Raw genomic sequence first — 26,457 nt, forward strand, 5'->3', positions numbered from 1 at the left:
CCAAGCTCCTTCCGTTGACGCCTACCGGGTTAGCTGACGGGTTCGGGCCGGAGCAGCCCTACCGAGCGTGGCTCGGATTCACCCCTGGCAGCGGGTTGACGCCGCCGGCGGGTCCCCGGCTCCCCTCGCGGGGATTGGGCGTGTCGACCGCGCGGTGTGCGCGGGTGACATCGTCGCTGGACACTAATGCACTCCTGGTTCCTGCTCAACCGGAACTGCCGAGTCTGTAGAGGTTTCACAACCGACGGGTCACAAGGTGATCTCGTGGCGAGCCGTACAGAAAAGACTTTATGCCCTCTTTGCCCCAAGTTCGCCCGATCGTGAAACTGTAGGAATCGTGCAATCCGGAGCGTGCACGCACAGTGACGGTCCGGGAGTTTGGGTCGAGCCGTAATGGGGTCTGTACTCTGGATGGCCATGGAGCAGGTCGCCGAGCTAGCGGTCCCCGAGACCGAAGTGCTCGTCAGGCGCGCGCGGACCAGGGACGTCAGGGCGATCAAGCTCCTGGTCGACACCTACGCCGGCGTCGGGCGCAAGATGCTGGAGAAGGCCACCGTCACGCTGTACGAGGACGTCCAGGAGTTCTGGGTGGCCGAGCGGGGCGGCGAGGTCGTCGGCTGTGGCGCGCTGCACGTGCTCTGGGAGGATCTGGCCGAGATCCGCACCGTGGCCGTGCACCCCTCGGCCCGGGGTTTCGGCATCGGCCATCGCGTGGTCTCGGCTCTCATCAGGACCGCTCGGGAGCTTGGGCTGGAACGTGTATTTTGTCTCACTTTCGAGGTGGACTTCTTCGCGAGGCACGGGTTCCGTACGATCCAGGGCACGCCCGTCTCACCCGAGGTGTACGCCGAACTCCTGGCCTCGTACGACGAGGGCGTCGCGGAGTTCCTCGACCTCGAACACGTCAAGCCGAACACCCTGGGCAACACACGCATGCTGCTCCACTTGACAGCGGGTGACGCGGACCTTGACTGCCGAGAAAGGTGATTGTTGATACCTATGTCGATACGTTGGGCAGGACAGGCATGTGCCCTGACACGTGCCACATGCGCACTCGAAGCGAGGTGACACGGTGAGCACAGGACAGCCGCCGTATCCACAGGACGATTCCCCCGAGAACTCCCCTGAATACGGCCAGAACGCAGGACGCCCCCAAGGGCAGCCCGACCCCGACGCGACGGTCGTCGGCTACCGCGTGGACGACCCCTACGGCCAGCAGCCCCCCTACGGTCAGCAGCAGGGTTACGGCCAGCAGCCCCAGTACGGCCAGCAGCCCCAGCAGGGCTACGGCCAGCAGCAGGGTTACGGTCAGCAGCCGCAGTACGGCCAGCCGGACTACGGTCAGCAGCAGGGCTACGGCCAGCAGCCGCAGTACGGTCAGCAGCCGCAGTCCCAGCCGGGTTATGGCCAGCAGCCCCCGTCGGGTCAGCAGCCCCAGTACGGCCAGCCCGACTACGGCCAGCAGCAGCAATATGGTCAGCAGCCGCAGTCGCAGCCCGACTACGGCCAGGGTTACGCCCAGCAGCCGCAGTCGCAGCCGGGTTACGGCCAGCAGCCGCAGTACGGCCAGCCGGACTACGGTCAGCAGCAGGCTTACGGCCAGCAGCCCCAGTCCCAGCCTGGCTACGGCCAGCAGCCGCAGTCGCAGCCGGGCTACGGCCAGCAGCAGTACGGTCAGCCCGACTACGGCCAGCAGCAGGGCTACGGGCAGCAGCAGTACGGTCAGCAGCCCCAGTACGGGCAGCAGCAGTACGGCCAGCCCGCCTACGGTCAGCAGCAGGGTTACGGCCAGCCCCAGTACGGGCAGCAGTACGGCCAGCCGGTGGGCATCCAGCCGCCCGGCGCCCCCGCGCCGCTGGCGGAGTGGTGGCAGCGCCTGGTGGCGAGGATCGTCGACGGCCTGATCTTCGGCGTCGTCTACTTCATCATCAACCTCATCCTGGGCATCTTCTTCGTCGTCAGCTACAACTCGGTCACCGGCGTCACGACGGGTATCGCGAGCTCCTTCTTCGTCGGCGTCATCCAGTACCTCCTCCTGGCCGCGCTCTACGTGGCCTACGACTTCTTCATGACGAAGATGAGCGGCCAGACCGTCGGCAAGATGGTCATGGGCATCAAGGTCGTCCAGGTGGGTCATGCGATGCCGTCCGGCGGGCTGCCCAACGACGCCGCGCTCAAGCGGGCCGGCGGGACCTGGGGCGGCTACGTCCTGGGCGTCATCCCGCTTCTCGGTCCGCTTCTCGGTGGCGTCCTCGTTCTGCTGAACGCGGCTTCCCAGCTCTGGGACAAGCCGCTGCAGCAGACGTTCGCCGACAAGTTCGCGAACACCGTGGTGGTCAAGATCAAGTAAGTCTCAGCAACAGCGAAACAGGGGCCGGCATCCCGCCGGCCTCTGTTTTGTGTGTACGAGCCGTACCAGAATGGGGGGACGCCGAGGGCCGCCGAACGGACGAGGTGAGGTTATGGCCGCGACACCCGAGACCGGCGTGCTGCCGGCGGAATGGTGGGAACGGCTCGTCGCCCGCCTCATTGAAGCGCTCGTGTTCGGAGTCTTCTATTACATTCTGTTCATTGCGCTATGGGGCGTCTTCCGGACTGTCGGGGTGCTGGACGCGTTCGAGGGGCGGCTGCCCGGCGTGTTCGCGTGGGTGGGCGCCGGCCTGGGTTATACGGTCTATGACTGGGTCGCACTTTCCCGGGGTGGGCGCACCTTCGGCAAGGCGATCATGGGGATTCGGGTGGACCCGGAGGGTCTTCCGGCGCGGGTCCGGCTGAAACGCGCCCTGCTCTATCCGGCGCCTGCCATGCTGATGGGCATTCCGGTGGCCAATCTGCTGGCCGGAATGTTCGTGTTTGGTGTCGGCCTGCTCATCTTGATCGACAAGCCGCTCCAGCGCGGGCCGCATGACAGGCTGGCCGGAACGCTGGTCGTAAAAGATCTTCGTTGAGGGTTCCGTACCTGCGCTGATGGCTTTTCGCAAAATTTCCGCTTGATCCGGTAAGGAGCCTGGAGAGACTGGCATTAGGCTATGAGGCGTCCGGGTTGCCGGATGTTGGGGCGCCTGCCAGGCTATGGGCATCTCTGTGCCGCTATGGTCGTGTGTGGGCGTCTGTCGCCTCGAGTGACACGAGGTCCGCCAGGCTCGCGCCGGCCCTGCAGCCTGTGTATAAAGCGCCCCTGAAACCCCGTCAGCCGTGGAGGCGAGGCCGAATGGAAGCCGTAACAGAGGTATTGTCAGCGCTCATCCCGCCCGTCGTCGTGGGCGGCGCCTTCATCTTTGGCGTCGTGAAGTTGGTGCGGCACGAGGGCTCCGGCCGGCGGCCAAACCGCCAGGATCAGGCCGAGAACCGCAACTGATCGGCCGCTCAGCCGAATCCCGTGGCGCTGAATTGTCTTAACGTCTTTCCGGGTATATGTTTGGGCGAGCGAATGAAACAATGCTCCGGGAAAGGATTGCGTAGATGGCCAAGCAGATCCAGGAGATTCTCATCGATGACCTCGATGGGGGCGAGGCCAATGAGACGGTCAGCTTCGCTATTGACGGCTCCACCTATGAGATTGACCTCAGCGACCTTAACGCCAAGAAGCTGAGGGACGCTCTGACGCCTTTCGTGCAGCACGCCCGCAGGGCGGGCGCCGTATCCACGCGCCGTCGCGGGCGTGGCGGGCAGCGGGCGATGAGCCGCGAGAAGAGCGCCGAGATCCGTCAGTGGGCCAAGGCCCACGGCCTTCCGGTCAGCGAGCGGGGCCGCATCGCCTCCACCGTCGTCGAGAAGTACGAAGCGGCTCACTAAGGAGCCGATCTCCTGACCATGCGCTTATGCCGTTCGCCTAGGACCCCGGCGGCCGCCATAAGCGCATGATCATTTCTACCATTATCTCAAATGGTGGACATCGGGATTTGTTGATCTTCTGATCCGCCCCTTAAGTGGGCGTTTGGGTCCATTTACGCGGGCGTGGTGCCGGTTATGTCCCGGCTCCGCGCCCGTACTGATCGGTAACGCGGCTGACCAGATGCCCCGTTCCGGTCATGCCCTGCCCGGCATTGCGCCCCCTGTTCCGGTCACGCTTGGCCTGGCATTGGAGCAGGACATACGATGGAAGACAGGACGCGGCGTCCACCGCGATCGGGCGCGGCCGCCCCTGGCTCGCCCCCGCGTCCGCAGCCGATCCGTGCCGTTCCGGTCGCGCCGCTCCCGGCGAATTTCGAGCCACTTCACCCGGGCGCCCTAAACCTCGTTCGCTGGTGGCGTATCGGGAACACGTGACCCCCGAACAGTAGTTGGATGGAGGGTGAACGCCCTGCTCTCGGGGAACGTGTCTGCTATAGAGCGCGTCAGCGGCAGTGGGCACGGTTCGCCGAGCCAGGGCTAGCATGCGGGATGACGGGACCGGATTTACCGGCCTGACTGACCGCTCTGTGAGGAGCGACGAGATGTTCGAGAGGTTCACCGACCGAGCAAGGCGTGTTGTCGTCCTGGCCCAAGAAGAGGCCAGGATGCTCAACCACAACTACATCGGCACTGAGCACATTCTTCTTGGTTTGATCCATGAAGGTGAAGGCGTAGCCGCCAAGGCTCTGGAGAGCCTGGGCATCAGCCTTGAGGGTGTGCGTCAGCAGGTCGAGGAGATCATCGGCCAGGGCCAGTCGGCTCCGTCGGGGCACATTCCGTTCACCCCGCGGGCCAAGAAGGTCCTCGAGCTGTCGCTCCGTGAGGCTTTGCAACTGGGTCACAACTACATCGGCACCGAGCACATCCTGCTCGGGCTCATCCGTGAGGGTGAGGGTGTGGCGGCTCAGGTGCTGGTCAAGCTTGGAGCTGATCTCAACCGTGTCCGGCAGCAGGTCATCCAGTTGCTTCACGGTTACCAGGGCAAGGAGCCGGCCGCAGCGGGTGGCCCGCAGGAGTCGGCCCCGTCGACCTCCCTGGTGCTCGACCAGTTCGGCCGCAACCTGACCCAGGCCGCCCGTGAGGGCAAGCTGGATCCGGTCATCGGCCGTGAGAAGGAGATCGAGCGGGTCATGCAGGTCCTCTCCCGGAGGACCAAGAACAACCCGGTTCTGATCGGCGAGCCCGGCGTCGGCAAGACCGCCGTCGTCGAGGGCCTGTCGCAGAAGATCGTCAGGGGCGAGGTGCCCGAGACGCTGAAGGACAAGCAGCTCTACACGCTTGACCTCGGTGCCCTGGTCGCCGGCTCGCGCTACCGCGGTGACTTCGAGGAGCGCCTGAAGAAGGTGCTCAAGGAGATCCGCACGCGCGGCGACATCATCCTGTTCATCGACGAGCTGCACACGCTCGTGGGTGCGGGCGCCGCGGAGGGCGCGATCGACGCCGCCAGCATCCTCAAGCCGATGCTGGCCCGCGGCGAGCTGCAGACCATCGGCGCCACCACGCTCGACGAATACCGCAAGTACCTCGAGAAGGACGCGGCGCTCGAGCGCCGGTTCCAGCCGATCCAGGTGGCCGAGCCGTCGCTCAGCCACACGATCGAGATCCTCAAGGGTCTGCGCGACCGCTACGAGGCGCACCACCGCGTGTCGATCACCGATGGCGCGCTGGTCGCCGCCGCGCAGCTGGCCGACCGCTACATCAGCGACCGCTACCTGCCCGACAAGGCGATCGACCTCATCGACGAGGCCGGTTCGCGGATGCGCATCCGCCGGATGACCGCTCCGCCGGACCTGCGCGAGTACGACGAGAAGATCGCCAACGTCCGCCGCGACAAGGAGTCCGCGATCGACGCGCAGGACTTCGAGAAGGCGGCTGCGCTCCGCGACCAGGAGAAGCAGCTCCAGCTCAAGCGCGAGCGGCGGGAGAAGGAGTGGAAGGCCGGCGACATGGACGTCGTCGCCGAGGTCACCGAGGAGCTCATCGCCGAGGTCCTCGCCACGGCCACCGGCATCCCGGTCTTCAAGCTCACCGAGGAGGAGTCGCAGCGCCTGCTCCGCATGGAGGACGAGCTCCACAAGCGGATCATCGGCCAGGACGACGCCATCAAGGGCCTGTCGCGCTCCATCCGGCGCACCCGCGCCGGTCTGAAGGACCCGCGGCGTCCCGGTGGCTCGTTCATCTTCGCGGGCCCGTCCGGTGTCGGTAAGACCGAGCTGGCCAGGACCCTCGCGGAGTTCCTGTTCGGTGACGAGGACGCGCTGATCTCGCTGGACATGTCCGAGTTCATGGAGAAGCACACCGTCTCCAGGCTGTTCGGCTCGCCTCCCGGCTACGTCGGCTACGAGGAGGGCGGCCAGCTCACCGAGAAGGTGCGGCGCAAGCCGTTCTCCGTGGTGCTCTTCGACGAGATCGAGAAGGCGCACGCCGACATCTTCAACTCGCTGCTGCAGATCCTGGAAGACGGTCGCCTGACCGACGCCCAGGGTCGCGTGGTCGACTTCAAGAACACGGTCATCATCATGACCACCAACCTCGGCACCCGCGACATCTCCAAGGGGATCGGGGTCGGGTTCGCGAAGTCCAACGACGCCGACTCCAACTACGACCGGATGAAGGCCAAGGTCCAGGAAGAGCTCAAGCAGCACTTCCGGCCCGAGTTCCTCAACCGTGTCGACGACATCGTGGTCTTCCACCAGCTGACGCCGAAGGAGATCATCCAGATCGTCGATCTGATGCTCACCCAGGTCAGCGCCCGGCTGAAGGACCGCGACATGGGGCTCGAGGTCTCCCCGGAGGCCAAGCAGCTGCTGGCGGACCGCGGTTACGACCCGGTCATGGGCGCCCGGCCGCTGCGCCGGACCATCCAGCGCGAGCTGGAGGACTCCCTGTCGGAGAAGATCCTCTACGGCGACCTCCGTCCCGGTCAGACCGTCAAGGTGACGATCGAGGGCGAGGGCGACGACGCCAAGTTCATCTTCACCGGCGAGAACACCGCCAAGGTGCCCGACTCGGCCGCGGCGATCGCGGGCTGACGTCACAGGTTCGCGCAGAACCCCTCGTGTGATCTCTCACACGAGGGGTTCTTCGTTTTCCGGGGCTTCGCCGGACAAAAATTCAAGATCAGGGCTACTGTTGCCGAATTGTTGAGCGGCCGGGTGTACCGCCACCAAGAGTAGTACTACACTACGTAGAGCAGAGTCGAAGTCCCCTCCAAGTGACCCGCAAGAGCGCGTCCCTACGGTGGGGCCTGCTCCCTGAGGTGTAGGAGGCAATCAACTCAGGGCTGACGCGTGAGCCCACCGGAAGCAGCCATGCTCGTCCGGGTCCGCGCGACACACCGCGCGGGCGGGGGCCGAACAACCAGTGCAAGCCGTGGAGGAAGTCGATGCGCCTGCGTCACGATGACGGAACGCTCGTTCACCTCGCCTACAACGCAGGCGTTCACCCCGCAGAAGACCTGGAGAACCTGATCGCCCACCTCACCCGTTACGCCGTGCCGGTGCGCAAGCGGCTCGGCGTGGACCGGATGGGCATCGGCCTGTGGCTCTCTCCCGCCGTCGCCGACCACCTCACCGCCGACCGCATCGAGCTCGTACGCCTGCGCCGCTCGCTGGACGAGCGCGGTCTCGAGGTCGTCAGCCTCAACGGCACCGGCGGCCGCAACCAGGACGTGCCCGGCCCCGACTGGGCCAAGCCCGAGCGCTACCGCTACACGATGGCGCTGGCCAAGATCCTGGCCTTCCTGCTGCCCGACGACGTACGGTTCGGCAGTATCTCGACGATACCGATCGGCTGGCGGCGCGACTGGCCCGCCGACCTGCACGCCATCGCCACCCGGCGGCTGGAGAGGCTGGCCCGCGAGCTGCGCGGCATCTACAGCGTCACCGGCAAGACCATCCGGGTCGGGTTCGAGCCGTGGCCCGGCTGCGTCCTGGAGACGACCGAGCAGGCGCTGGAGCGCGTCGGCGGCATCGACTCCGAGCACCTGGGCGTCTGTCTGGACGCCTGCCACCTGGCGGGCGGCGCCGAGGAGGCCGGCGAGGCCCTGCGCGGCCTGGCGGCGGCCGGCGCGCCGGTGGTCAAGCTCGGCCACGTGCACAACCACGGCGCCGGCACGCCCAACACCGGCGCGGTGCTGCACGACACCCTCGCCGCGATGCTGTCGGGAGCCGTCAGCGGCAGCGCCCACATCGAGGTCGAGACGCACAACCTGGCCGTCCCCGGCCGGGCCAAGGGGCCGGGCGCGCTCGTGTCGATGCTCGCCCAGGAGCTCGACTGGGCCCGCACCAGCCTGACCGGCCTCGGGCTGCAGCTCGCCGCCTGACCCGCTGATTCGCCCTACATCGTGCCGAACCAGCCCGGCACGTCCAGCCGCCACAGGCCCTCGGGGGTGACCTTGCGCAGGTCGTCCTCCAGGGCCTCCAGGCGGTCCTGGCCCAGCTCCTCCGCCCAGCGGGCGCGCAGCGCGTCGAAGATGCGGGCCGACCTGGCCAGCGCGTCGACGCCGAACGGGGTCAGCCGGACGATCTTGCGCCGCGTGTCGTCCGGGTCGCGGGTGCGCTCCACGTAGCCGGCGCGCTCCAGGGTCTCGATCGTCTTGCCCGCCGCCTGCTTGGACACGCCCAGGACCCGCCCCAGGTCGACCGCCGTGGTGCCCCGGGAGCCGATCGCCTGCATGACGAAACCGTGCATGGGACGCATGTCCGGATGGCCCTGACGGGCCAGCTCCGCGTGCAGCTCGTCGATGAGCACACGGAAGGCCAGGAAGAGGCGGAGCGGCAGCTCGAAGCCCGGGGTCGCGCTTGGCACGCTGGACAGCCTATGCGTGGGGCAGCCGGTACGTCCCGTCGGGCAGGGGCTCCGCGAGCCCGTCAGCCACCAGGCCGTCCAGGGCCCGCTCCCGCTGCACCGCGTCGTCCCACACCACGTCCAGCGCCGCCTTCGGCACCGGCCCGTGGGCGTCCCGCAACACGGCCAGCAGACGGCCCCGGCACTGCCGGTCCGTCCCCGCGTACGTCTGCCCCTTGCGCGGCGGCCCGTCGTGCGGCGGCTTGCCCGCCAGCCGCCACGCGCACGCCGACGCGATCGGGCAGTCGGCGCACCGCGGCGCGCGGGCCGTGCACACCAGCGCGCCCAGCTCCATCACCGCCACACCCCACCGGGCCGCGCCCAGCTCAGGCAGCAGCGACTCCGCCAGCCGGCGCTCCGCCGCCGAGGTCGCGGTAGGCGGGTACTCCTCCGCCCGCACCGCCCTGGCGAACACCCGGCGCACGTTGGTGTCGAGCACCGCGTGCCGCCCCCCGTACGCGAAACTGGCCACGGCGGCGGCCGTGTACTCGCCGATGCCCGGCAGCCCGAGCAGCGTCGCGTGATCACTCGGCACCTCGCCGCCGTGCTCCTCCGTGATGGCCCGCGCGCACGCGTGCAGCCGCAGCGCCCGCCGCGGGTAGCCGAGCCTGCCCCAATGGCGTACGGCCTCCCCGGGAAGCTCGGCAGCCAGATCCTTCGGGGTCGGCCAGCGGGCCATCCACTCCAGCCACACCGGCAGCACCCTCGCCACCGGCGTCTGCTGCAACATGATCTCGCTGACGAGCACGCCCCACGGCGTCGCGTCCGCCGCCCGCCAAGGGAGTTCTCGGGCGTTGTTTTCGTACCACTCCAGAATGGGAATGTGTAGGAGTTTCGGCTCAACCACGGGCCCCAGCGTATGCCGAGATGGCAAGGTGCGGCGTGTCGTCACGCTAGGTGGCCGCACCAATGAACATGCTGTGCGTATGGACCCGGATGCGATGCGTGACGACCCTGGATTCGGAGGCGACGTCTACTGGCGGCGGCGCATGAGCGTGCTCGTCGCGGTGCTCGTGGTGGTCGCCGTGGTGGCGTGGGCCTGTTCGAGCAGCGCCGGAGGGCCGGAACGCGCCTCCAGCGCCCAGACCTCGCAGACCCCGGCCCCGGCCGCCGACCCGCTCCTCGCGGGCCTGCGCACGCTGGCCCTCGGCACCGCCACGCCCACGCCGACACCCAGCCCGGCCAAGGCCACCGAACAGGCGCGCACCCAGCGCCCCGGCGAACCCTGCGCCGAACGCGACCTGGTGCTGGGCCTCCAGGGCAAGCAGGAGATCTACGCCGGCGCCGCCCGCCCGAACTTCCTCATCACCGTCGTCAACACCGGCGACGTCATGTGCAAGGCCGACGTCGGCCCGCGCGCCATGGAGATTCGCATCACCTCCGGCGAGGACCGCATCTGGTCCACCTCCGACTGCGTCAGCGGCCCCGGCACCGAGGTCAAGGAGCTGCAGCGCGGCGTCCCGTACGTGCGCTCGCTCGACTGGGACCGCCGCCGCTCCAGCGGCGACTGCCGCGCCGACCCGCCCACCGCCCTGCCGGGCACGTACGTCGCGGTGGCCCGCATGGGCAAGCTCAAGAGCCCCAAGGGCGTCTTCCACCTGCGCTGACCCGCACGGCCGCGCCCCAGGAGACCGGGTCAGACGTAGCGCTCCAGGATCGACGACTCCGCCAGCCGCGACAGGCCCTCGCGCACGCTCCGGGCCCGCGACTCGCCGACGCCGCCCACCTCCTGGAGGTCGTCGATGCTCGCCGCCAGCAGCTTCTGCAGGCTGCCGAAGTGGTTGACCAGCCGGTCCACCACCGTCGCTGGCAGCCTCGGCACCTTCGCCAGCAGCCGGAACCCGCGCGGGCTCACCGGGCTGTCGAGCTTGTCCGTGCCGCCGTGCCCCAGCACGTTCGCCACCACCGAGAGGTCCAGCAGCTCGCTGCCCGACAACGCGTCCAGCTCCTGCATCGCCTCCGACAGCCGCCGCTGCCGCCGCCCCGCCGGAGCCGGCAGGTAGTCGCGGATCACCAACTCCCGATCGGAGTCGACCCCCGCCACCAGCTCGTCGAGCTGCAACGACAGCAGCCTGCCGTCGGTGCCCAGCTCCACCACGTAGCCCTTGATCTCGTCGGAGATGCGCCGGACCATCTCCAGCCGCTGCGCCACCGCCGCCACGTCGCGGACCGTCACCAGATCCTCGATCTCCAGCGCCGACAGCGTGCCGGACACCTCGTCGAGCCGATGCTTGTAGCGCTCCAGCGTCGCCAAAGCCTGATTGGCCTTGGACATGATCGCCGCCGACTCCTCCAGCACGTAACGGATGCCGTCGAGATAGAGGGCGATGATCCGCATGGACTTGCTGATCGCGATGATCGGCAGCCCCGTCTCCTTGGCCACACGCTGCGCCGTACGGTGCCGCGTGCCGGACTCGTCCGTCGGAATCGCCGGATCCGGCACCAGATGCACCGCCGCCCGGACGATCTTGTGGTCGTCGCTGACCACGATCGCCCCGTCCATCTTCGCGAGCTCCCGCAGCCTCGTGGCCGAGAACTCCACATCCAGCTCGAACCCGCCGCTGCACACCTGCTCGACGACCCTGTTGTAACCGAGCACGATCAGGCCGCCGGTCTGACCGCGCAGGATTCGCTCCAGGCCGTCGCGCAGTGGAGTGCCCGGGGCCACAGCCGCCAGGGCTTCGCGACGGCGGTCGTCAAGACTCCTGTCGTTAGGCACCTGACCCCCGTGTCGAATAGTCAAGCCCAGCTTATCCCCGCCGCCCGAGATCCATCCCCCCTCTTCCACCCCAACCACCCCACCCACCCCGGCCTCCGGCACCCTCCAACCACCCCACCCACCCTCACCTCTGACCCCCTCCAACGCTCCTCACGCCCTCCCCCTCCAACCGACTCGGACGCCCCTCCCCACCCCGGCCGCCACCGCCTACGGTGCCCCTCCCGCTCCCTGTGCGGATCCCATCCGCGGCGCGCCCGCCTCCCGCCGTAGGGGTCTCCCGGACGACCGGTCAATCCAACGACCACCCCTGAACGGCCGCCCTCCTGGAACCCGCCATCGCTGTGGCGACGTCCGCCTTTGGCGAGGTTTGGTGCAGCGGAGCCCGGCTGCCGGCGAGGCCAGGTGCAGCGGACCCGCCTTGCGGCGACGCGAACCGCTCGTCGAGCCGCTCGGCTGACAGGCTCCCGCCTGCAGGGAGGGGGCGCTGCGGGAGCGGCCCCGCTACGGACGGCTGCGCCTCCGAGGCGGCCGACGGCTCAACAGACCCGACGCCTCCCAGGCCCCCAGCACCCTCGGGGCGGTCGCCCCTGCGTCAGCCGCCGCGCGCCGCCGCCTCGCAGGTGGCTGGCGTCGCAGGGCTGACGCCCTCGGGAGTGTCTGCATCGCGCCGGGGCCGCCGGAGGAGGCCGACGCCTCTGAGATGGCGCGGCCGACGTCCCTAGAGGGTGGGCGTCGCGGGGCTGACGCCTCCGGAGGGCCGGTGTCACGCCGGAGGGTTGGCGTGGAGGGCTGGCGCTCCCGAGGTGGTGGGGGCGACTCCGCCGAAGGGGCGGCGTCGCGTCAGGGGTGGCGCCGCGCCGGCGCCTCCGGCGCGGCGGGCGCCCCACAGCGGGCTGGCCCTCGGCGGGGGGCCGGGGCCGACGAAGCGTCCTGGCCCTTGGGAGGGCCGGAGCCTGGAGGGCGCGGATCACGTACGGGCCGGACCGTGGAAATGGGGTCAGGTCACGTGGGTCAGGGCGTCCCAGACGTTTTCGGCTTCGACGACTTCGAAGCCCGGGGCGAAGGCGACCGGGCCGACCGGGACGAGGGAACGTTGGCCGTTCGGCTTGCGGGTGCCTTCGTTGAGGGAGCCGGCCGGGACGAGGCCGCGTTTGAAGCCCATGCGGGCGGCCTCCGAGAGGCGGCGGCGGACGTCCTTGACCGGGCGGAGCTCGCCCGCGAGGCCGACTTCGCCCAGGGCGACGAGGCCGGCGGGGAGGGGCTTGTCCCCGGCGGCGCTGGCGACGGCGAGCATGACGGACAGGTCCACGGCCGGGTCGGCGAGTTTGATGCCGCCGACCGTGGCGGTGAACACGTCGCAGCCGCCGAGCCGGGCGTTGAGCCGGCGCTCCAGGACGGCGAGGATCATCTGCACCCGGTAGGTGTCGAGGCCCGAGGAGGTGCGGCGGGGCTGCTGGGCCTCGGTGCGGGCGACCAGGGCCTGGACCTCGGCGGGGAGGGGGCGGGTGCCTTCGACGGTGACGGTCACGCAGGTGCCGGGCACGGGGCTGCTGCGCCGGGAGACGAACAGGCCGCTCGGGTCCGTGATGCCTTCGATGCCGCGTTCGTGCAGGTCGAAGCAGCCGACCTCGTCGGTGGGGCCGAACCGGTTCTTGATCGCGCGCACCATGCGGAGCCGCGAGTGGCGGTCGCCCTCGAAGTTCAGCACCACGTCGACCAGGTGCTCCAGCGTGCGGGGGCCGGCGATCGAGCCTTCCTTGGTGACGTGGCCGACGAGCACGGTGGACATGTTGCGCTCCTTGGCGAGGCGGACCAGGTTGGCCGCCACCTCGCGCACCTGCGTGACGCCGCCCGGGACGCCGGTGGCCTGGGCCGAGCCGACCGTCTGGACCGAGTCGACCACGAGCATCCGGGGCTGGACCTTCTCGACGTGGGCGATCAGGGCCGACAGCTCGGTCTCGGCGGCCAGGTAGAGGTGGTCGCGGATGGCGCCGATGCGGTCGGCGCGCAGCCGCACCTGAGCGGCGGACTCCTCGCCCGTCACGTAGAGGACGGTGTCGCGCTCGGCGATGCGGGCCGCGGCCTCCAGCAGCAGCGTCGACTTGCCGATGCCGGGCTCCCCGGCCAGCAGCACGACGGCGCCGGGCACCAGGCCGCCGCCGAGCACGCGGTCGAGCTCGCCGACGCCCGTCGTGCGCGCGGCCGCGATCTCGGCCTTGACCTGGCCGATCGGCATCGCCGGGGCGGTGGTGGCGCCGGCCTGGACGACGTGCGCGCCGCCCCGGGCGCCTTCCTCGTCGACCGTGCCCCACGCCTGGCACTCGCCGCACCGGCCCACCCACTTGGTGGTACGCCACCCGCATTCGGCACAGCGGTAACCGGGCTTCTGCGCTGTCTTGGCCATGCCGAGCAGGGTAGCGGCCAAGACCGACAATCGTCCCGGGTGGCGGGGCCGCCGACCGGCCTGCGGCGTCCGGTCCGCGACCGTCCCGCGGTGCCCGGCCGCCGACCGCCCCGCGCCGCCAGCCCCACGACGGGCCTGCGCTGCCGGCCCACGACCGCCCCGCGCCCCCGGGAGCCCGCGACCGTTCCGCACCGCCCGGGGAGTTGAGGCTGGCGGCTCGTACGGGGCGCGGGCCGCCGCCCCCAACGACGACAGGGCGGCCCAGGGCGTTGAGGGCCCTGGGCCGGGTGAGGGGGAGTCGGTGGGGTCATCAGGGTCGTTGAGGTCAGTGGGGCTGGTGGGGGCGGTGGGGCCGTGGTTAGAGGGGGTGGTCTTGGAAGACGGTGGCCAAGGGGTTCATGACGACGGTGTCGGGGGTGGGTTGGTAGCCGGGGAGGGACGGGAGGTTGTGGCTCTGCTCGAAGGCGCGGAGGCGGGCCGGGCCGGGGGGCAGGGTGAGGGTGACGCGCAGTTCGCCGGGTGGGGCGTGGTAGGCGAAGCCGGTGCTGGTCAGGTCGCGGCCGTTGACGGTCATGCGGGCGGGGGCGGCGCCGGGGGGCAGGCTGAGGCCGGTGACGGGGGCGTCGCCGGTCGGGGTCAGGCGCAGGGTGAGGGTGCGGCCGGTGGGGGTGGTCTGGTCGTCGAGCACCGACAGGGCCGGGGCGCGCAGGGGGGCGGGCTGGGCGGTGGTGGTCGTCCAGGCGCCCGTGGGGAAGAAGTGCTCGCTGCCGGGGGTGGCGGTGTCGGTGCGGGTGCCCCAGACGGCCCGCTTCTCGCCGGCGTCCATGGCGTACGCGAGCCGGAGCTGCCGGGGATGCGCGGCGTCGAAGCGGTCGGCGTACAGTCCGGCGGCCAGGAGGGCGACGGCGGCGGCCACGGCTACGAGCGGCGGCAGGAAGGCCCGGCCGCGCCGCCCGGAGCGGTCGGCGGGAGGAGTCTGCTTGAGGAGGGGGAGGAGGAGCAGGGCGAAGAGGGCGAAGTGGGGGGCGGCGATCATGCCGCCGACGCCGAGGCCGATGTCCAGGGAGGTCACGGCGTTGGCGGCGAGCAGGAGGACGGCGGGCGCCAGGCAGAGGGTGAGGGCGACGGTGGGCAGGGCGGTGCCCGGGAGGCGGCGGGCGATCAGCCAGCCGGCGGCGGCGAACAGGGCGGGCCAGGTGAACGTGTGGGAGCCGCCGGGGAGCAGCAGCGCCGAGAGCGTGCCCAGGACGGCGACCAGCAGCAGGGCGCCGGCGGCGAGCGCGGTGGCGCCGAGGCGGCGCAGGATCGCCCGCCAGGCCAGGACGACGGCGACGGTGAAGGTGAGCAGGGCCGCCTGGTAGAGCCAGGGGCGGTAGGGGTCGCCGGTGAACATCTGGTCGTATTCGGGCCTGATGAGGCCGAGCAGCGGCATCACGGCGAAGCCGGCGGCGGCCGACAGCAGGACGGGCACCAGCGCGAGCAGGGCGCCGGCCAGGGTCCGGGGCAGCGAGGCGGAGCCATCTCCGGCAGGGGAACGGGCTGGGCGGCGCAGGGTCCAGGTGAGGGCGACGGTCAGGGCGAGGGCGAGTGCGGCGATGGGGAGTTCGAGCCAGAGCGGGTAGCGGATCAGGGTGCCCGGAATCGTGAAATAGGCCGAATCGTCCCCGGTCCGCAGCTTGGTGAGGTCGGCGTCGCCGAGGGCGGCGGCGACGCCGAGGGTGTTGTCGCCCATCTGCTGCAGGCTGCTCAGGCTCAGGTGGGCGGGGTCGTCGAGCGGCGAGTGGTAGTAGGCGCCGCCGCCGACGAAGGCGGAGTCGAGGCCCAGCCAGCCCGCCTCGTCGAAGACGTGGAAGTCGGTGTTGTTGGGCAGGATGCTGAGCAGCGCGGCGAAGGCCGAGTCGGCCGACGGGTGCGGCGCGGCGGCGCCGTAGAGGTCGATGAGGGGTGCGGAGCCCGGCGAGGCGCGGAACATCTGGACGGCGCCGCGCACACCGCGGGCCTCGTTGTTGACGACGACGACGGTGCCCTTGGCCAGCGGGTCGTCGCGGGCGAACGTCTCGGCGCCGAGCAGGCCCTGCTCCTCGCCGTCGGTGAGCAGGACGACGAGGTCGTTGCGCTGGCCGGGCGGCAGTGACCCGACGACCTCCAGGATGGTGGCCACGCCGGCCCCGTCGTCGGCGGCGCCGGGCGCGGCCGGGACGGAGTCGTAGTGGGCGGCCAGGATGACGCGGCCGGTCGGGTCGGTGCCGGGGCGGACGGCGACGATGTTGCGCATCGTGCCCATCGGGGTGACGCCGTCGATGTCGAGCGGCAGGACGCCGACGCCTTCCTGGACGCGGGTCTCCAGGCCGAGGGCGCGCAGCTCCGTGAGCAGGTGGTCGCGCACGCGGGTGTGCTCGGCGGAGCCGGTGGGGTGGGGTGCGCGGGCGATGGCCTTGACGTGCTCGTGTGCCCTGACGGCCTGGAAGCCTTCGCCGGAGTCGCGTGGCGATGGAGGTGCGAGGCCCGCGATGGCGAGCGCGAGCAGGGCGGCCAGCGTGAGCAGGCCGATCAGGGCGGAGCGGATCATGCGGCCAACCTAGGCCGCGGGGGTGGGGCGGCGAATCAGTCCAGGGAACGATTCGCCGCGTAGATCCTTGTGATTACGCGAGCCCCAGCTCGTTGACGAGCAGGCGCTTGGGCTTGGCGCCGATCACCTGCTTGACCGGCTCGCCGCCGTCGAAGAGCAGCAGCGTGGGGATGCTCATGACGCCGTAGCGGGCCATGATCTCGGGGTGCTCGTCGGTGTTGAGCTTGCCGATGGTCAGGCCGTGCTCGGCCTCGATCTCGGCCAGGACCGGCGCGACCATGCGGCAGGGCCCGCACCATTCGGCCCAGAAGTCGACGAGCACCGGCTTGTCGGCCTTGAGCACCTGCTCCTCGAAGTTGTCCGTGGTCAGGGTGATCATCGCTTACCTCCAGAGAACGTGCAGGCGTCGGCGAGCTGGGCCGACACCTCGGCGCGGCGGGTGAGCAGGACGCGGATCTGCTCGTCGATCTCCGCCAGCTTGCGCTGGTAGACGGCGACCGACTCGGGACAGGACCCGCCCGTGCTGTGCCCGGCGCGCAGGCACGCGACGAACGGGCGGGTGTCGTCCAGCGTCAGCCCGACGGACAGCAGCATGCGGATCTCCGACACGAGCTTGACGTCGTCCTCGGAGTAGTCGCGGTAGCCGTTGGCGCTGCGGCGGGCGCTGAGCAGCCCCTGCTGCTCGTAGTAGCGGAGCGAGCGGGTGCTCACCCCGGTCCGTTCGGCCAGCTCTCCGATGCGCATGCCCTCAAGGTAAACGTTGACACTGACGTCAGGGTCAAGCCCGGTCAGTAGTAGCGCCAGCGCAGCACGTTCGGATAGGCCAGCTCCAGGCCGGGCGTCTCGGCGATGGCCTGCTCGGCCACCTCGGGCGCGAACTCGATGCGCAGCACGGCCTCCAGATCGGCCCGCCGTTCGAAGACCATCCGCAGGTCGAGCTCCTGCCGCTGCCATCCGTGGCGGACCCAGAAGTCCTCCACGGCCCTCGCCGAATAGGCCGGCACCGTCCGCTGGAACCACCGGCCGAACGCGCCCCTGGTGGCGTCGAGGTCCACGACGAAGGCCGCCCCGCCGCGCCGTACGACCCGTGAGAGCTCGCGCAGGCCCGGCTCGCAGCCGGGCCCGAAGAAGTACGCCCAGCGCGCGACGGCGACGTCGGCCGAGGCGTCGGGGAGCGGCAGGTCCTGGGCGCCGGCGGCGTGCACCTGGACGGAGGGGAGCGCCGCGCAGCGGCGGCGGGCCATAGCGGCCAGGTCGCCGTGGGGCTCGACGCCGATCACCCGGGCGGCGTGGCGCGCGTAGATCGGCAGGTGGAAGCCGGTGCCGCAGCCGATGTCGAGCACGGTGGCGCCCTCCCACGGGCGCAGCGCGCGCATGGCCGCGTCGGCGGCGCCTTCGGGATCGACGGCGCGATTCTCCAGCTCGTACACCTGCGGGGTGTTCCAGATGTTGGGACTGGGAATGGCGCCTTTCGCGATCCTGGGCATGGCCCAACCGTAGGGGGCGGCGCGCCATATCGCGTCAACCGGCTTAGGCTGGCAGCGTGGCTGATGTCATCCGCGTGCCCAATGCGAAGATCGCATTGTCCACCGCTTCGGTATATCCGGAACGCACTCCCGATGCGTTCGAGCTGGCGGCCCGCCTGGGCTACGACGGCGTCGAGATCATGGTCGGCGCAGACCCGGTGAGCCAGGACATCGACGTGATCGAGCGGCTTTCCGAGCACTACCAGGTGCCGGTCCTGGCCATCCACGCGCCCTGCCTGCTCGTCACGCAGCGGGTGTGGGGGCGTGACCCGTGGGCCAAGCTGGTCAAGGCGCAGAAGGCGGCCGAGCGGCTGGGCGCCTCGACGGTCGTGGTGCACCCGCCGTTCCGCTGGCAGCGGGATTACGCGCGCGAGTTCGAGACCGGTCTGGCCCGCATGCGCGACGAGACCGACATCACGTTCGCGGTCGAGAACATGTTCCCGCTGCGGGCCCGGGGCAACGACGTGGTGCCCTATTCGCCCGACTGGAACCCGACCGACTACGACTTCCCGCACGTCACGCTCGACCTGTCGCACACGGCGGTGTCCGGCAGCGACGCGATGGAGATGGCCACCAAGCTCGGCGACCGGCTGGCCCACGTTCACCTGGCCGACGGCCTCGGCGTCACCAACAAGGACGAGCACCTGGTCCCCGGCAGGGGCAACCAGCCGTGCGCGCCGCTGCTGGAGCGGCTGGCGGGCTCCGGCTACGACGGCCTGGTCGTGCTGGAGGTCAACACGCGCAAGGCGTCCAGCCGCACCGAGCGGATCGACGACCTGGCCGAGGGGCTGGCCTTCGCCCGGCTCCATTTGGCGGCCACGCGATGAGCGTGGGGCCGATGCGCGAGCTCGGCAAGGTGTTCGACCGGGTCGCCGACGCCTATGACGCGGCCCGCCCGACCTATCCGGATGAGCTGTTCCAGGCGCTGTCGGAGGTGTCGGGCGTCGACCTCGACGGCGCGACGGCGGTCGACGTGGGCGCCGGCACGGGCATCCTGACGCGCGCCCTGCGGGCCCGCGGCTCGCGGGTGGTGGCGGTCGACCCGGGCGCGGAGATGCTGGCCCGGCTGCGCTCGCGGGCCGGGTCAGGCGGTACGGCGGCCGTGCTGGCCGACGGCAACGCGCTGCCGCTGGCCGGCGGCGTGGCCGATCTGGTGACCTATGCCCAGTCCTGGCACTGGCTCGACCCGGTGGCGTCGATCGCCGAGGCCAGGCGGGTGCTGCGGCCCGGCGGCGCGATCGCCGGCTGCTGGAACCTGGCGCACGCCGCGCAGGCGGGCTGGCTGGCGGCCTACGAGGAGCGGCTGGCCAGGTCGTGCCCGACGTATTGGGGTCCGGCGCTGGAGGAGTGGTCGGTGCCGCCGATCGCGGCCGCGTTCGAGGTGGTCGCGGAGCGGTGGATCCCGTGGACCCGGCTGGTGCGCGTCGAGGACTTCCTGCTCGACCTGCGCTCCCACTCCTACATGGCGGCGCTGTCCGCGGGGGCGGCCGACGAGCTGGTCGAGCGGCAGCGGGCGGAACTGACGAGGGAGTTCCCCGGCGGCGTGCTGTCGGTGCCGATGCGCGTCTACCTGGCGGTGGGCCGGTGACGGTCAGGCGGGGGCCGGGGCGCAGGCCCGGGTCGGCCGACACGCGGGGTGAGATCCTCAGCGCGGCCAGGAAGGTGTTCGCGGAGAAGGGGTTCGACAAGGCGACGGTGCGCGGGATCGCGAGGGAGGCGCAGGTCGACCCGGCTCTCGTGCATCACTATTTCGACACCAAGGAGGGCATGTTCGCGGCGGCGATGCGGCTGCCGATCACGCCTGACGTGGTGATCCCGACGCTGCTCGACGGTCCGCGCGAGGATCTGGGCAAGCGGCTGGTCACGCTGATCCTGAGCGTGACGGCCGAGCCCGACACGCGCGAGCCGATGATCGCCCTGGTGCGCTCGGCCATGACGAACGAGCAGGCCGTGCCGATGTTCCGCGAGTTCATCACCAACGCGCTGCTGTTCAGGGTGGCCGACCAGCTCGACGTGCCGCATCTGCGGATCGAGGCGGCCTTCGCGCAGATGTTCGGCGTGCTCATGGCCCGGTACGTGCTCAAGCTGGAGCCGATGGCGAGCGCCGATCCCGAGGAGCTGGCCGAGCTGCTGGGGCCGACGATTCAACGCTACTTCACCGGGTAGAGCATTGTTCTGGACGCGGGCCTGACCGTAAGGTGAGTAGCGGGTTACCCTGTGAATGTTACCGGCGGGTAGGATTCTGGGGAGGCCGGTCAATACGCTGAGGTGTTGGGAGGATCCGTGCTCTGGGTAGCCATCATCGGGCTCGTGATGACCGTCGCGGCGGTCGCCATGGCGGGCCGCCGGGCGCTGTTCCTGGTCAAGCTCGCCACAGTGGGCCCGCCCGCGCCCGAGCGGATCGCCTACGCCAAGGCCAACGTCGGGCAGGAGATCAAGGCCCAGCTCGTCGAGGTGTTCGGGCAGAAGAAGCTGCTCAAGTGGACGCCGTCGGGCGTCGCGCACTTCTTCGTCATGTGGGCGTTCTTCATCCTGCTGACTGTCTACATCGAGGCGTACGGCGCGATCATCCAGGGCGCCATCACCGGCAGGCCGAACTTCCACATCCCGCTGATCGGCACCTGGGGGGTCCTGGGCTTCCTCCAGGACTTCATCGCGGTCGCCTGTCTGCTCGGCGTGGTCGCCTTCGCCGTCATCCGGGTGAAGAACTCGCCGAAGACGCTCGGCCGGGACTCCCGCTTCTCCGGGTCGCACCTGGGCGGCGCGTGGCTCGTGCTGTTCATGATCTTCAACATCATCTGGACGCTCTTCCTGGCCAGGGGCGCGGCGGCGGCCAACGGCAACTTCCCCTACTCCTCGGGCGCGTTCGTCTCGCTGGCGCTCGGCGACGTGCTGCCGCACAGCGAGCTGCTCGAGGAGATCGGGCTGCTGCTGCACATCGGCTTCATGCTGGTGTTCCTCGTCATCGTGATGAACTCCAAGCACCTGCACATCTTCACGGCGCCGCTCAACGTGCTGTTCTCCCGCCGCCCCGACGCCATGGGCGCGGCCCCCGAGCTGCGGGTCGACGGCAAGACCGTCGACTTCGAGGACGAGGACCTCGACCCGGAGAAGCTCGGCCGGGGCAAGATCGGCGACACCACGTGGAAGGGCTTCCTCGACTTCTACTCCTGCACCGAGTGCGGACGCTGCCAGTCGCAGTGCCCGGCGTGGAACACCGACAAGCCGCTGTCGCCGAAGATGCTCATCATCGACCAGCGTGACCACGCCTTCGCGGTGGCCCCGTACCTGATGGCGGCGAGCAACGAGCACGCCGGGCAGGACGTGCTGGCGCTGCTGGAGAAGCCGCTGGTCGGCGAGGACGGCGTGATCCACCCCGACGTGCTCTGGTCGTGCACCAACTGCGGCGCCTGTGTCGAGCAGTGCCCCGTCGACATCGAGCACATCGACCACATCCTCGACATGCGCCGCTACCAGGTGATGGTGGAGTCGTCGTTCCCGTCCGAGGCGGGAGTGATGGTGAAGAACCTGGAGAACAAGGGCAACCCGTGGGGCATGTCCGAGATGAAGCGGGCCGACTGGATCGAGGAGCTGGACTTCGAGGTCGAGCTCGTCGAGGACAAGATGCCCGAGGACGCCGAATACCTGTTCTGGGTGGGCTGCGCGGGCGCGCTGGAGGACCGGGCCAAGAAGACCACCAAGGCCGTGGCCGAGCTGCTGCACATCGCGGGCGTCAAGTTCGCGGTGCTCGGCCCGATGGAGGCGTGCACCGGTGACCCGGCCCGCCGCCTGGGCATGGAGTACCTGTTCAACATGCTGGCCCAGCAGAACATCGAGACGCTGAACGAGGCCGGCGTCAAGAAGATCGTCGCCACCTGCCCCCACTGCTTCAACACGCTGGCCAACGAATATCCGCAGCTCGGCGGCACGTACGAGGTCGTGCACCACACGCAGTTGCTGGCCAAGCTGGTGGACGAGGGGCTGCTCACGCCGATCACGCCGATCGAGGAGAAGATCACCTACCACGACCCGTGCTTCCTCGGCCGCCACAACAAGGTCTATTCGCAGCCGCGCGACATCATGTCGAAGGTGCCCGGCGTGCAGACCCAGGAAATGCACCGGCACAAGGATCGCGGCTTCTGCTGCGGCGCCGGCGGCGCCCGGATGTGGATGGAGGAGCGCATCGGCAAGCGCATCAACACCGAGCGGGTGGACGAGGCGCTGACCACGAATCCCGACACGGTGTCGACCGCGTGCCCGTTCTGCATGGTGATGCTCGGCGACGCCATCAACGAGAAGAAGAACAGCGGCGAGGCCAAGGAGTCGCTGGAGGTCGTGGACGTGGCCCAGCTCTTGATCAAATCGGTCAAGAGCCCTTCCTGACCGGGATAGTCGGACTCCTCCACAGTCGTCTGTGGAGGAGTTTCGCACGTCAGAAGGGGCGATCCCCGTAAATCTGCCATCCACATAACGGGAAAATCACGGTAACCTCAACGTCGCATGGCTCTATTCGACGGGGAGGGGGCACGCATGAGCGTCGTCGTGACGGATGCGGAAGTCACCCTGGCCGACGTGCTCTCCCTGCGCCTGGCCATGCGCGAGCCGCTGAAGGCCGGCACCGAGCTGGTGCTGCGCCACCGCACCAGCGGCGTCGAGCGTGACGTGCTGCTCGGCACCCCGGGAGCCGTGGCCCGCGAGGCCAGCCTGGCCGTGTCGCTGGCCCCGTTGCTGCTCAGCGCCGGACGCTGGGACGCCTACCTGCGCCACGACGGCAAGCGGGTGCGGCTGCGCAGCATCGATCCGGGCTTCTCGCTCGACCACCTCGACGCGTACGCGCTGTGCAAGCGCACGCTCGCCTACCGCTCCTACCGCACCCGCAACGGCTATCTCGCGCTGAAGATCGACGACGCCGAGCCGGTGGCCGAGGTGCGCGCGGTCTGGTTCAGGGAAGGCCGCTTCGAGGTCACCGGCCTGCTCGCCTACACCGGGCTGGAGGACGACGACTCCCGCCACGAGGCCATGCTGGCCCTGCAGCGCAGGCAGACGGGCGCGCGGGTGTGCGCCACCGCCACCGTGCAGGGGGTGCGCTTCCACGCCGCGTTCTCGCTGGTGGACGTGCTCGCGGCCGACCCCGAGGGGTCCGGCACCTGGGAGCCGTCGCTGGAGGTCGACGGCGTGCCCGAGCCGCTGCGGCTCGGCGCCTGGCTCGACGACGTCGACGGCAAGCGCCGCCGCCTGCACTACCCGTCGGCGCGGGTCGACGGCATCCCGATCCGGCCCTCCTACACGGCCGACGACGAGCTCCGCATCGAGGTGGGCGGGTGAGAGTCAGCCTGATCCTCTCCTCCGCGTACGGCATGCGCGGCGACGTCCGGTCCACGCTCAACCTGGCCACGGCGCTCGCCCAGCGGCACGAGGTGGAGGTGATCAGCCTCAGGCGGCAGAAGGAGAAGCCGTTCTTCCCCGTGGGCCCGAACGTGACCATGCGCTCGGTCATCGACGCCAGGCCCGGCGTGCGCCACCTGCTGCCGCGCGGGCAGGTGCGCACCGAGGTGGCGCTGTGGCGGGCGCTGCGCGGGCTCAAGAGTGACGTTCTCATCACCACCAGGCCCGGACTGAGTGTCCAGGCCGCCAGGCACGCGCCGCGCGAGATCCTGCGCATCGCCCGCGAGTGGGCCCGCCCCGCCGTCCCCGGTCCGGTCAGGAAGCTCTACCCGCGCCTCGACGCCGTCGTCACCGCCACCGAGTCGGCGCAGGAGGAGTGGCGCAGGCTGCTCGACGGCGGCCCGTCCGTGCACAGCGTGCCCGACGCGCTGCCCATCGCGCCCTGGCCGCGCTCCCGGATGGACAACCGCATCGTGGCGGCCGGCGGGCGCTGGGTGCCCGCCAAGGCGTACGACCGGCTGATCAACGCCTTCGCCATCGTCGCCGACAAGCGCCCCGACTGGAGGCTCAGGCTGTACGGCGGCGGTCCGGAGGAACGCAGGCTCCGCGCCCTGGTCAGCGAGCTGGGCCTGCACAACCACGTCTACTTCATGGGCACCACGCCCGACCTGGCGGGGGAGTTCGCCAAGGCGTCGATCGTGGCCAACAGCTCCCGCAGCGCCGACCTGGGCATGACCGTGCTGGAGGCGATGGGCTGCGGGGTGCCGGTCGTGGCGTTCGAGGGAGCCAGGGGGCCGGCCGAGTTCGTGGCGACCGGCTACAACGGCGTGCTCGTGCCCGAGTCGGCCGGCGAGGCCGAGATGCTGGCCGCCGCGCTGCTGTCGCTCATCGACGACGAGCGCAGGCGGCGCTCGCTCGCGGCGGGCGCGCTCGACACCGCGATCAGGCACGCGGCCGACGAGGTCAGCGTGCAGTGGGAGAAGCTGATCGCGGACCTCCGCTGACCATACGGGTAACGGGTACCGTAGAACCATGCATGGGTACAGCGGAGACAAGCAGGCTTATCTCACCCGGCTCAGGCGCATCGAAGGCCAGATCAGGGGCCTGCAGCGGATGGTTGACGACGACGCCTACTGCATCGACGTCCTCACCCAGGTCTCCGCCGCCACACGCGCGCTGCAGGCCGTGGCGCTCGGGCTGCTGGAGGAGCACATCTCCCACTGCGTGGCCGACGCCATCGCCACCGGCGGGCCGGAGGCCGACGCCAAGGTCAAGGAAGCGTCGGCGGCCATCGCGCGGCTCGTACGGTCCTGAAAGAACTAGTCAGGATGAGCCATTCCAGATAAGCACTGTCCCGGACCCCTGGGGAGTCCGGGACCAGGTCATGTCATCTTCTTCAGCGGCTCGCCGAAGTCCGCAATCCGAGCGCGTCGTCGAGCTCATCCAAGGTAAGCCGCCGCTCGCTTACAGCGACGGCGGTGAGCACCTCGGCGTAGAGCGCAATCTCGTCCAACGCGACACGGTCGTGGACCCGAGAGTCCAGGTCATCGTGCCCCACCGCGTCGTCCTTCCTTCCGCAGCCCACACCCTCTTCGAGGTTACGGTGCGGTCCCTTCGGGCGACATGGCCCATCGGAGTCATTCCTTCCGGCGCCACCCGGGCCACAGGAGGGTCATTTCCCCAAACCCAGATCACAATTCAGCGAATGGGCGGTTCGATGGAGTGATTGCGGGATATGGGCGGGGTTGGAGTGAAAAATTGGGATTAGTGGTTTTGGGGTGGTTCGTCGTCCCGTTCGTGGATGAGCCTGCGCACCAGCGCCGCCGCCCCCGCGAACCCCCGCTCCGGCACCCGCGCCCCCGACACCCTGCTCCAGGCGAGCCCCACGGCGTACGCCGCCCCCAGCACCGCCGCCACCCGCCCCCGATCCCCGCTCTCCCCCAGCACGGCGTACGGGCCCGTCCCGGTGGCATGCCCCAAAGCGGGCGGGCGGATGGGGAAGCCGTCGGGCTGGGTGCGCTCGGCGGCCGAGGTGCTGGTGAGGCCGGCGCGGTGGAGGTCGTCGTAGGCCCGGCGCAGGCGGTGGTCGAGACGGCCTGGCAGCAGGCCGCGCGAGTCGGACAGGTCGGCCAGGTGGGCGGCGGCGGCCCGGGCCGGGTCGGGGGTGTGGGCCAGGGCTTCGAGCAGGTCGTAGACGGTGTGGGCGAGGTGCGCCTCGGGGTCGGTGTCGCACAGGAGGGCGCGGGCCAGGCGGGGCGGGCAGCGGGCGAGCCAGGCGCTCCGCAGGGCCTGGTCGTCGAGGAGGTGGTCGTCGAGGCCGGGCTGTTGCAGGGCGGGCTCGGTCATGGTGAGCAGCGCGAGCGCGCGGGGCCGGAAGCGGGCGTCGGCGAGCAGGAACTGGGCGGTGTCGGCGATGAGCGCGGTCAGGCGGAGGGCGGCGCGCGGGTGGCCGGCGCGCTGGCGTTCGGCGACGAGGTGGACGAGGTCGGCGAGCGGCGGCGCGGGCAGCCAGCGCACCCACTCGTCGCCGGGCAGCGGCCGGCGCAGGAACTCCCCGAAGGCCGTGAGCAGCCGCTCGTTGCCGTCGAACGCGGGCGCGTAGGCGCACCACATGATCGTGCCCCAGACGGCGGCCACGGTGCTGGGCACGTCGGCGGCGAAGATCTCGCCGAAGGCGGTCAGCGGGTATTCGGGCTCGGACTTGCCGCAGTTGGCCCGCAGCAGCTCGCGGATGTGCCCGCACAGCCGGTCGGGCACGTCGGGGCCGACGAACGCCTGGGTGGAGCCGGGCTCGGCGGCGAAGTCGGGGCCGCGCGGGACGAGGTCGGCGGGCAGCGCGGCGGCGGCGTGCTTGACCCGGCGGGCGGGCAGGTGGCGGGGCGGCGGCGCGGGGTGCCAGCGGCCTCCTGCCGGGTCGTGCAGGTGCCAGCGGGCGTGGGCGGCGAACAGCCATCGGTCGCCGTCGGCGGTGACGAGGGCGCGGGAGGCGATCTGGTGGGCGCGTGCGGGCTCCGGGAGCTCCGGCCAGCGCGGGCCGGTGACCACCGCGCGGACCTCCGCCTCCACGGCGGTGAACGCATTCCACGGGCGCACGGCGGCCATCGTACTGGGC

At 70.3% G+C, this 26,457-nt stretch carries 24 protein-coding genes and 1 riboswitch; of the genes, 14 read left to right on the plus strand and 10 right to left on the minus strand.

Features of this window, described 5'->3' with window-relative positions; translation table 11 throughout:
• Positions 1-3: 3 nt before the first annotated feature.
• A riboswitch (cyclic di-AMP (ydaO/yuaA leader) is annotated at positions 4-151 on the minus strand.
• A 266-nt stretch (positions 152-417) separates the two neighbouring features.
• From AB0J53_RS11730 to AB0J53_RS11755, 6 genes are all read left to right on the plus strand, one after another.
• Entirely contained in the window at positions 418-987 is a 570-nt protein-coding gene (locus AB0J53_RS11730; RefSeq protein ID WP_364171217.1) for an amino-acid N-acetyltransferase, read from the plus strand.
• An 85-nt stretch (positions 988-1,072) separates the two neighbouring features.
• On the plus strand, positions 1,073-2,350 hold the full coding sequence (locus AB0J53_RS11735) for an RDD family protein (protein WP_364171219.1): 1,278 nt from the start codon (positions 1,073-1,075) through the stop codon (positions 2,348-2,350).
• 112 nt (positions 2,351-2,462) lie between these two features.
• Complete coding sequence (locus AB0J53_RS11740) at positions 2,463-2,948, plus strand: RDD family protein (protein WP_219501414.1); 486 nt, start codon at positions 2,463-2,465, stop codon at positions 2,946-2,948.
• Positions 2,949-3,462: 514 nt separating this feature from the next.
• Complete coding sequence (locus tag AB0J53_RS11745) at positions 3,463-3,795, plus strand: Lsr2 family protein (RefSeq protein WP_219501415.1); 333 nt, start codon at positions 3,463-3,465, stop codon at positions 3,793-3,795.
• A gap of 641 nt (positions 3,796-4,436) precedes the next feature.
• Positions 4,437-6,926 carry an ATP-dependent Clp protease ATP-binding subunit gene (locus AB0J53_RS11750; RefSeq protein WP_219501418.1) on the plus strand — a complete coding sequence of 830 codons (2,490 nt, stop codon included), beginning with the start codon at positions 4,437-4,439 and terminating at the stop codon, positions 6,924-6,926.
• Between the two features lie 353 nt (positions 6,927-7,279).
• A complete protein-coding gene (locus AB0J53_RS11755; RefSeq protein WP_219501420.1) occupies positions 7,280-8,218 on the plus strand; it encodes a TIM barrel protein in 939 nt (312 codons plus the stop codon).
• A gap of 14 nt (positions 8,219-8,232) precedes the next feature.
• Here the strand turns inward: AB0J53_RS11755 and AB0J53_RS11760 are convergent, their stop codons facing one another.
• The gene (locus AB0J53_RS11760; RefSeq protein ID WP_219501422.1) at positions 8,233-8,703 is read right to left on the minus strand and encodes a MarR family winged helix-turn-helix transcriptional regulator; all 471 of its coding nucleotides are present in this window, start codon (positions 8,701-8,703) and stop codon (positions 8,233-8,235) included.
• Positions 8,704-8,713: 10 nt separating this feature from the next.
• On the minus strand, positions 8,714-9,472 hold the full coding sequence (locus tag AB0J53_RS11765) for an A/G-specific adenine glycosylase (protein WP_364171984.1): 759 nt from the start codon (positions 9,470-9,472) through the stop codon (positions 8,714-8,716).
• A 196-nt stretch (positions 9,473-9,668) separates the two neighbouring features.
• Between AB0J53_RS11765 and AB0J53_RS11770 the strand changes: the two genes are divergently transcribed.
• A complete protein-coding gene (locus AB0J53_RS11770) occupies positions 9,669-10,349 on the plus strand; it encodes a hypothetical protein (protein ID WP_219501426.1) in 681 nt (226 codons plus the stop codon).
• Between the two features lie 29 nt (positions 10,350-10,378).
• Here the strand turns inward: AB0J53_RS11770 and disA are convergent, their stop codons facing one another.
• From disA to AB0J53_RS11800, 6 genes are all read right to left on the minus strand, one after another.
• On the minus strand, positions 10,379-11,461 hold the full coding sequence (gene disA / locus AB0J53_RS11775) for a DNA integrity scanning diadenylate cyclase DisA (RefSeq protein ID WP_219501428.1): 1,083 nt from the start codon (positions 11,459-11,461) through the stop codon (positions 10,379-10,381).
• A 997-nt stretch (positions 11,462-12,458) separates the two neighbouring features.
• A complete protein-coding gene (gene radA / locus AB0J53_RS11780; protein WP_219501430.1) occupies positions 12,459-13,865 on the minus strand; it encodes a DNA repair protein RadA in 1,407 nt (468 codons plus the stop codon).
• Between the two features lie 358 nt (positions 13,866-14,223).
• Positions 14,224-16,434, minus strand: a complete 2,211-nt coding sequence (locus tag AB0J53_RS11785; RefSeq protein WP_364171224.1) for a M28 family peptidase — start codon at positions 16,432-16,434, stop codon at positions 14,224-14,226.
• Positions 16,435-16,507: 73 nt separating this feature from the next.
• Positions 16,508-16,813 carry a thioredoxin gene (gene trxA / locus AB0J53_RS11790; protein ID WP_219501434.1) on the minus strand — a complete coding sequence of 102 codons (306 nt, stop codon included), beginning with the start codon at positions 16,811-16,813 and terminating at the stop codon, positions 16,508-16,510.
• Positions 16,810-17,178, minus strand: a complete 369-nt coding sequence (locus tag AB0J53_RS11795; protein WP_219501436.1) for a MerR family transcriptional regulator — start codon at positions 17,176-17,178, stop codon at positions 16,810-16,812. The genes trxA and AB0J53_RS11795 overlap by 4 nt, the downstream gene beginning before the upstream one ends.
• Before the next feature lie 44 nt (positions 17,179-17,222).
• Entirely contained in the window at positions 17,223-17,921 is a 699-nt protein-coding gene (locus tag AB0J53_RS11800; protein WP_364171227.1) for a class I SAM-dependent methyltransferase, read from the minus strand.
• 56 nt (positions 17,922-17,977) lie between these two features.
• Here AB0J53_RS11800 and AB0J53_RS11805 point away from each other — a divergent pair, with 56 nt between their 5' ends.
• The 7 genes from AB0J53_RS11805 (at position 17,978) to AB0J53_RS11835 (ending at position 24,659) form a co-directional block, all read left to right on the plus strand.
• Positions 17,978-18,787, plus strand: a complete 810-nt coding sequence (locus AB0J53_RS11805; RefSeq protein WP_219501440.1) for a sugar phosphate isomerase/epimerase — start codon at positions 17,978-17,980, stop codon at positions 18,785-18,787.
• An 11-nt stretch (positions 18,788-18,798) separates the two neighbouring features.
• Positions 18,799-19,548, plus strand: coding sequence for a class I SAM-dependent methyltransferase (locus AB0J53_RS11810; protein ID WP_364171229.1), 750 nt, complete (start codon positions 18,799-18,801; stop codon positions 19,546-19,548).
• Positions 19,545-20,126, plus strand: coding sequence for a TetR family transcriptional regulator (locus AB0J53_RS11815; RefSeq protein ID WP_219501443.1), 582 nt, complete (start codon positions 19,545-19,547; stop codon positions 20,124-20,126). The genes AB0J53_RS11810 and AB0J53_RS11815 overlap by 4 nt, the downstream gene beginning before the upstream one ends.
• A 117-nt stretch (positions 20,127-20,243) precedes the next feature.
• A complete protein-coding gene (locus AB0J53_RS11820) occupies positions 20,244-22,343 on the plus strand; it encodes a (Fe-S)-binding protein (RefSeq protein ID WP_364171231.1) in 2,100 nt (699 codons plus the stop codon).
• 147 nt (positions 22,344-22,490) lie between these two features.
• Positions 22,491-23,285, plus strand: a complete 795-nt coding sequence (locus AB0J53_RS11825; RefSeq protein WP_219501447.1) for a hypothetical protein — start codon at positions 22,491-22,493, stop codon at positions 23,283-23,285.
• Positions 23,282-24,349, plus strand: a complete 1,068-nt coding sequence (locus AB0J53_RS11830; RefSeq protein WP_364171234.1) for a glycosyltransferase — start codon at positions 23,282-23,284, stop codon at positions 24,347-24,349. Before AB0J53_RS11825 ends, AB0J53_RS11830 begins: the two co-directional genes overlap by 4 nt.
• A gap of 28 nt (positions 24,350-24,377) precedes the next feature.
• Positions 24,378-24,659 carry a metal-sensitive transcriptional regulator gene (locus tag AB0J53_RS11835; RefSeq protein ID WP_049560737.1) on the plus strand — a complete coding sequence of 94 codons (282 nt, stop codon included), beginning with the start codon at positions 24,378-24,380 and terminating at the stop codon, positions 24,657-24,659.
• An 82-nt stretch (positions 24,660-24,741) separates the two neighbouring features.
• Here the strand turns inward: AB0J53_RS11835 and AB0J53_RS11840 are convergent, their stop codons facing one another.
• Together AB0J53_RS11840 and AB0J53_RS11845 are read right to left on the minus strand one after the other, a co-directional pair.
• Positions 24,742-24,903: a hypothetical protein gene (locus AB0J53_RS11840; RefSeq protein WP_020540796.1), complete on the minus strand. Its 162-nt coding sequence runs from the start codon at positions 24,901-24,903 to the stop codon at positions 24,742-24,744.
• A gap of 206 nt (positions 24,904-25,109) precedes the next feature.
• Positions 25,110-26,447: a hypothetical protein gene (locus AB0J53_RS11845; protein ID WP_364171236.1), complete on the minus strand. Its 1,338-nt coding sequence runs from the start codon at positions 26,445-26,447 to the stop codon at positions 25,110-25,112.
• Between the last annotated feature and the right edge of the window lie 10 nt (positions 26,448-26,457).

It is taken from the genome of Nonomuraea sp. NPDC049725, from assembly GCF_040674795.1.
Lineage (GTDB): Bacteria > Actinomycetota > Actinomycetes > Streptosporangiales > Streptosporangiaceae > Nonomuraea > Nonomuraea ceibae.

What these genes read in the sequence shown, in the direction of transcription:
- AB0J53_RS11750 (WP_219501418.1), top strand. Translation starts at nt 4,437, where the DNA reads ATGTTCGAGAGGTTCACCGACCGAGCAAGGCGTGTTGTCGTCCTGGCC.
- radA (WP_219501430.1), bottom strand. Translation starts at nt 13,865, where the DNA reads ATGGCCAAGACAGCGCAGAAGCCCGGTTACCGCTGTGCCGAATGCGGG.
- AB0J53_RS11825 (WP_219501447.1), top strand. Translation starts at nt 22,491, where the DNA reads ATGAGCGTCGTCGTGACGGATGCGGAAGTCACCCTGGCCGACGTGCTC.
- AB0J53_RS11745 (WP_219501415.1), top strand. Translation starts at nt 3,463, where the DNA reads ATGGCCAAGCAGATCCAGGAGATTCTCATCGATGACCTCGATGGGGGC.
- AB0J53_RS11765 (WP_364171984.1), bottom strand. Translation starts at nt 9,472, where the DNA reads ATGTTGCAGCAGACGCCGGTGGCGAGGGTGCTGCCGGTGTGGCTGGAG.
- AB0J53_RS11845 (WP_364171236.1), bottom strand. Translation starts at nt 26,447, where the DNA reads ATGGCCGCCGTGCGCCCGTGGAATGCGTTCACCGCCGTGGAGGCGGAG.
- AB0J53_RS11835 (WP_049560737.1), top strand. Translation starts at nt 24,378, where the DNA reads ATGCATGGGTACAGCGGAGACAAGCAGGCTTATCTCACCCGGCTCAGG.
- AB0J53_RS11785 (WP_364171224.1), bottom strand. Translation starts at nt 16,434, where the DNA reads ATGATCCGCTCCGCCCTGATCGGCCTGCTCACGCTGGCCGCCCTGCTC.
- AB0J53_RS11730 (WP_364171217.1), top strand. Translation starts at nt 418, where the DNA reads ATGGAGCAGGTCGCCGAGCTAGCGGTCCCCGAGACCGAAGTGCTCGTC.
- AB0J53_RS11795 (WP_219501436.1), bottom strand. Translation starts at nt 17,178, where the DNA reads ATGCGCATCGGAGAGCTGGCCGAACGGACCGGGGTGAGCACCCGCTCG.
- trxA (WP_219501434.1), bottom strand. Translation starts at nt 16,813, where the DNA reads ATGATCACCCTGACCACGGACAACTTCGAGGAGCAGGTGCTCAAGGCC.
- AB0J53_RS11800 (WP_364171227.1), bottom strand. Translation starts at nt 17,921, where the DNA reads ATGCCCAGGATCGCGAAAGGCGCCATTCCCAGTCCCAACATCTGGAAC.
- AB0J53_RS11740 (WP_219501414.1), top strand. Translation starts at nt 2,463, where the DNA reads ATGGCCGCGACACCCGAGACCGGCGTGCTGCCGGCGGAATGGTGGGAA.
- AB0J53_RS11755 (WP_219501420.1), top strand. Translation starts at nt 7,280, where the DNA reads ATGCGCCTGCGTCACGATGACGGAACGCTCGTTCACCTCGCCTACAAC.
- AB0J53_RS11810 (WP_364171229.1), top strand. Translation starts at nt 18,799, where the DNA reads ATGCGCGAGCTCGGCAAGGTGTTCGACCGGGTCGCCGACGCCTATGAC.
- AB0J53_RS11770 (WP_219501426.1), top strand. Translation starts at nt 9,669, where the DNA reads ATGGACCCGGATGCGATGCGTGACGACCCTGGATTCGGAGGCGACGTC.